The sequence below is a fragment of the Bartonella sp. AA81SXKL genome, assembly GCF_042196945.1.
Lineage (GTDB): Bacteria > Pseudomonadota > Alphaproteobacteria > Rhizobiales > Rhizobiaceae > Bartonella.
Map to the genome: position 1 here is coordinate 1 of NZ_JBHIRH010000300.1, position 648 is coordinate 648.

Sequence of the window (648 nt, forward strand, 5' to 3'; positions counted from 1 at the left end):
ATTCAATCACTTTACTGACGTAAGTTTCAATAAACCTTCAGAAAAAGAAGCGAATGACTTACTATCGAAACAGGATTTTACACGATTGGAGCCATTTGAAATCGAACTTTTGCAATTTAAACGTGAGAGAAAAATTCTTGAATTTTTGGAAAAATGCGTACTGTATAAACGCAACATCATTATTGCAGGAAAAACAGGATCTGGTAAAACAACATTTGCTCGTTCTTTAATCGAAAAGGTGCCTGTAGAAGAGCGTATTATTACAATTGAAGATGTTCATGAGCTTTTTTTACCAAATCATCCCAACCATGTGCATATGATTTATGGGTCGTGTTTCCGCTGAAGAATGTTTAGATGCGTGTATGCGTCAATCGCCTGACCGTATTTTTCTCGCTGAGCTACGTGGTAATGAGGCCTGGGAATATCTCAATTCATTGAACACCGGTCATCCTGGATCAATTACCACAACACATGCGAACAATGCTTTGCAAACATTTGAACGTTGTGCCACATTAATCAAAAGATCAGAAGTTGGCCGTCTACTCGATATAGAGATGATAAGGATGGTACTCTACAGCACAATTGATGTGGTGTTGTTCTTTAAGGATAGAAAGCTTTCTGAAATTTTTTACGACCCGATTTTTTCTA

At 37.3% G+C, this 648-nt stretch carries 1 pseudogene; it reads left to right on the forward strand.

Annotated features, from left to right (window positions below):
- A pseudogene (locus ACFINZ_RS11250) lies at positions 1 to 648 on the forward strand (ATPase, T2SS/T4P/T4SS family); the annotation flags it as partial.